This window comes from Acinetobacter sp. V2 (genome assembly GCF_001188385.1).
Classification (GTDB): Bacteria; Pseudomonadota; Gammaproteobacteria; order Pseudomonadales; family Moraxellaceae; genus Acinetobacter; species Acinetobacter oleivorans.
On record NZ_JZFB01000005.1, the window covers coordinates 111353 to 115846 of the forward strand.

Genomic DNA, 4494 nt, shown 5'->3' on the forward strand with positions numbered 1-4494 from the left:
TAGTGGTGTTACCTGTTATGACTCTGTAAATCGCCTATTTCTTCAAATTTAACAATTACTTTAATAATTAGCCCATTCCCGCATAATTCCATGCTTCTGGAATATTTGGCTGTTCTGGTGCTTTATTTAAATCAATATTTAAGTTTCTACTACCCTGATAAGATTTTTCACCTGAATCTGAGGCAGGTGATACGCTTAAACTATAACGATAGCGAAATTGCCACAACATAGGTTTAATCGGACGAATATCTAGACTGAGACTATCTTCATCATGGCATTTGCCTTGAGAACTTTCATAATCTTGCTCAGAAAAACATGCTCTAATCATCCGATTAAAACTAAATGGATAATTCGCAATAAATTGATGTGTCGTTCCAGACTCTGTTAACTCATAAAAACTAGCTCGTTCAATATTCGCACCACCTCCTGAGTACATTTCAGAAAATGAATCAATTACAGCAATTGCATAACGATTTTGGGTCATGGGAAAAAGCTTAGGAAAGATAAACTGCCCATCAGATGTACCCTCCTTTTGAGTAGAGAGATTTACATGCCACTGTTTCGATAGTTTGAGTCCCTTTGCAGAGTCGTTAAATTGAATAATATCTCCACCCGACAGAAGCCATAACTGCCGATCTGCTGTTTTTAAAACCCGCCATTGATCCGGATGCTCGCAAAGCTTTTTAACTTGTATGCAAAGTTGCTCCTGCTCATTCTGACTTAATTGTGTTTTTTTAAACTCTAAAATACTTAAGGGCGCAGCAAAAGCAGGCTTGGCAAAACAAGCAAACATTCCTGCTATAACCAAGAAAGCTATCTCTATTTTACTTTTGATCATTTTTTTATTTTCCTAATGATATTTCTTTTCAACAAAATGGCTATTTTACAATAGCTTCAATTCGATCAAGCTCCCACACCCCACCTGCTGCCAAGCCTTTGCACATCCCTGTCCACATATCCTTAGTCTGTACAAAACTCTTGCCGTCCCAGACCCATTCTTCACTTGCCCAACAATCGCCTATGCCTCTTCCTTTTTGAGCACTACTAATAATACCGCTATCGAAATCAGAAGCTGTTTCTGTCACAAACGTTGCTTTACCAGTCAAAGACTCATCGAGCACCCATGCCCCATACCCTTCGTTATAAGCACCTCTCCAACACAACGTAGTCGCCAAAACTTTCTTATTGGTTAGTTTATATAGCTCGATTTCTTGTGGCTCAGCTCCATCACTATTACCGCCATAAATTCCTTCACAAAAGTCTTCTTTAGGATTCGGATTAGCTGCTATCAAGCTACGGTGTATTGCTTGATACTGCTTGCTTTTAGGTTGTAGCGTTAAATAAGGTTTGTCTGTAGTTTTAATGCGTTTAACAAGTAGTTTTGGCTCCGGCATAAGTACTTTAGTTTCATTGGCAATGCCCTTTTTAACCAAAGCACCGACAGTCCCAATACGCTTCTGAAAATCATCCATTTTTAATAGCACAGCGGTCATTCCTGCATCGGAAATTTTCCATTCATGCTGAGCATTTTTAAATACAATTTCAGGTTTCTGTTTAGACTGTTGTAGTACAGCGTTGACTTGTGAATTATTCAATTTCCCCATCAATGGCAAATCGGTACCATCTATAGTTACAGTGCCTAAATCTTTGCCATTTACATAAAAATGAATATTTTTAAGCTGATTGGCTGGCAAACTTTGCTCATAGTCTGATAAAGCAAATTCGGCTTGCACAGCTTGTTTTGGCCCTGCTTTACGTACCAATAAAAGCGATGCTGGATTATCACCATTGTCTTCATTTTGATAGCCTGCGGCTTTACATGTACCCGTATTGCTACAAGAGATTTCCCATTCTTGGTGTGAAAATGAAATACCTTTTATGTCTTGAGCAAAACCATAAGAACTGATGACTGATAAACAGCACATTGAAAGGATTTTTTTCATTTTTTCATGTCTCTGCTGGTCTGTTTTATTATGAAGTTAAAAACAGTTTTAAATTTTGAATTACCTTACAGTTTAAAAGAATATGTTAGATTTATATAAGATTTAAATTGATTACTTTCTAAAAATGAAAAAATTAAATTTTCTATTATGCACAGCATTGATCAGTCTAACTTCAACTGCTTATGCAGAAGTAAAAAGCTTTACTCCCCATTTTCCAAAGTTTTATAACTCTGCTGCAACCCGCAAAGCAGATAATCAGTTCTACGCTCTAGGAAAGGCAAAGTTTTTAAACGGCGTTACAGTGCCGTTTTATGGTGTTACAGCACAAAGCCCAACAGAGAATGGTTTACTTAAAGACTTTGAAACCTGTACACCTAAAAGCTGCCATTTTAATTTTAAACTCGATGCTCAGCATGCAAAACAACTCAAGCTTCTTGCATTACCTGAAACAGGTTTAGTGCTCGTTCCAAGAAATTGGCAAGATATGCAAGCAAATGCAGGTGCTAACGGGACTGGTTTTGCTCTAATAATGAGTGCAGATCAAAAACAAGCAATAGAACTCTATGATTCTTCATTCTGTGTTGGCTGTGGACTACCAAATGCAACGCTTTATTTTCCTGAGCTGTTAAAAGAAAGTCTTGAAAATGAATTCGGTGGTTATAAAGACCCTAAAAAACTAATCAATATTGTTCATCCTTCTAAGAAAGTGGCTTTTTTTAGTTATCAAATTCCACAAGTGAACAATAAAACGCATGGTATTGCTAAATATGATGATGAAGACACTTTTAACTATAAAGAGATTCAAGTCACCTTAGATAAATCTCAACAGTCTTTAGTAGGACCTATCCTTAATTTTTACAACTCAACTCATTAAATTTTTACATCTATAAAAAAACCCGCTTTCGCGGGCTTTCTTTTATTTATGTAGTATCGATTCAAAAGCTTTTAAACGCTTATAAATCGAAAGTAATTCAATAATTGTTTTCCATGAACTAATTAAATATTGGAAGGATTCACGAACCTTATCGAATACACCGCCAATTTGGTTAATCAAACCTAACGTCATCTTCCCACTTGCAATTGCAGGGAATAAAACGACTAGACTATATAAAATGTCTAACTGCTTATACCAAGTTGCTACCAAGTTAAAATAAGCATAATGGAAATAGAGTCGGAAGTAGTTTTTACGGACTTTACTAAATAACTCACGTAACGTAGCCGGTTTTGCGCGGTCTGCATGGTCTTCACCATAGACCAATTCTTTACGATAAGCTGCTTCTACTTTTTGATTATTAAACTGTAGTCCCGGTAATTTAATACCAACGACCATTAAAAGAATCGTACCAAAAGCAGCCCATACAATTGCGGCCCATACTAGAGAATGTTCTAGTTCACCAACAATTGGTAAAACGGGAACATGTTTAGACAGTTGAAATAAAATAGGTAAAAAGGCAATTAAAATCATGACTGCTTTTACCAGTTCAACACCTAAGTCTTCCATAATAGTTGCAAAGCGCATGGTGTCTTCTTGCACACGCTGCGAAGCACCTTCAATATGACGCAGTTGTTCCCAATGTTCTGTGTAGTATTCATTCATTGCTGTACGCCAACGGAATACATAATGGCTTGTGAAAAAAGCATTAATTACAGCAAGAGTCACAGCAACCATAGCAATATAAAGAAAGACCATTGTCTCACTATATAGTGCCGAGAGGTCCCCACCTCCACTCGAAAGCATTTTTTGAATTAAGTCCCAAAATGGTACATACCATGCATTAATCGCAACACTGACCTGAACACCAAACCAGATGTTAAATAAAATAAATGCAGAGCCCCATATAGACCAACGCTGCCATGGATTATGAGAAATTGTCTTCCAAAAGCCAGCAAAAAGTGCAGTAGAGACTAAAAACCAGAGATAAAACCATAAGAAAGTTGGAGACCAAAAACGACTCACACCCACAGGGAGTTGTGCATCATGATAGCCCTTAGCAAACCCGATAAAAGTTCCCCACGTGTTTCCACCTGAGTACCAGAGCACCATATTGAGTGCGATCCAAACAACCACAGATATAAAAAAATACCGTGGTGATGGAAAGAATGATTTGAACATTAAGCGTGGATATCCTTATATTTCTTCAAATTTACAATGAAAAGAATACTAAAACCTAAACCTTAAAATTGTGAAGGGCAAAGTTTAGAGAATTGTCAATTTTTCCCGTTTCATTGAAGGATTTGATCGTTTTTTTGTAAATTAATCCCTTTTTAGCAATTTAATCCATTTAAATTACCTTGTATATGACTCTTGATAGAGCCATATACGGCTTTTATAACACAGCAATATCGGAGATTAAATCTCTTCTTTACGAACAATATAACCTTCCAACTGCATTGCCTGAATCAGCAAATCTAAGTCAGAAGCGCTTTTGAGCTCAACATCAACACTCACGGCGCTTTCTTTGGCACGGCTTGTCGCTGCAAAGCGTTCATGACGCAATTCATAAATATTACCGCCTTGCTCAGCAATAATTGCAGTTAAACGGGCTAAAGC

The 4494-nt window shown here is 37.0% G+C and carries 4 protein-coding genes and 1 pseudogene; 1 reads left to right on the plus strand and 4 read right to left on the minus strand.

What is annotated here, in order from left to right:
- Positions 1 to 67: 67 nt before the first annotated feature.
- A complete protein-coding gene (locus tag UC75_RS15180; RefSeq protein ID WP_049838062.1) occupies positions 68 to 838 on the minus strand; it encodes a hypothetical protein in 771 nt (256 codons plus the stop codon).
- 40 nt (positions 839 to 878) lie between these two features.
- Positions 879 to 1943, minus strand: a complete 1065-nt coding sequence (locus tag UC75_RS15185) for a DUF1176 domain-containing protein (protein ID WP_049838063.1) — start codon at positions 1941 to 1943, stop codon at positions 879 to 881.
- A gap of 124 nt (positions 1944 to 2067) precedes the next feature.
- On the opposite strand from UC75_RS15185, the gene UC75_RS15190 reads away from it, so the two are divergent.
- Positions 2068 to 2817 (plus strand): DUF4850 domain-containing protein, encoded by a 750-nt coding sequence (locus UC75_RS15190; RefSeq protein ID WP_049838064.1) that lies wholly within the window; start codon positions 2068 to 2070, stop codon positions 2815 to 2817.
- 42 nt (positions 2818 to 2859) lie between these two features.
- Here UC75_RS15190 and sbmA read toward each other — a convergent pair whose 3' ends face one another.
- Together sbmA and UC75_RS21945 are read right to left on the minus strand one after the other, a co-directional pair.
- Complete coding sequence (gene sbmA, locus UC75_RS15195; protein WP_049838065.1) at positions 2860 to 4056, minus strand: peptide antibiotic transporter SbmA; 1197 nt, start codon at positions 4054 to 4056, stop codon at positions 2860 to 2862.
- Between the two features lie 237 nt (positions 4057 to 4293).
- Positions 4294 to 4494 (minus strand): annotated as a pseudogene (locus tag UC75_RS21945) (threonine ammonia-lyase); the annotation flags it as partial.

Excerpts from the sequence above, each read along its gene's own strand:
- UC75_RS15180 (WP_049838062.1), bottom strand. The coding sequence starts at position 838 with ATGATCAAAAGTAAAATAGAGATAGCTTTCTTGGTTATAGCAGGAATG.
- sbmA (WP_049838065.1), bottom strand. The coding sequence starts at position 4,056 with ATGTTCAAATCATTCTTTCCATCACCACGGTATTTTTTTATATCTGTG.
- UC75_RS15190 (WP_049838064.1), top strand. The coding sequence starts at position 2,068 with ATGAAAAAATTAAATTTTCTATTATGCACAGCATTGATCAGTCTAACT.
- UC75_RS15185 (WP_049838063.1), bottom strand. The coding sequence starts at position 1,943 with ATGAAAAAAATCCTTTCAATGTGCTGTTTATCAGTCATCAGTTCTTAT.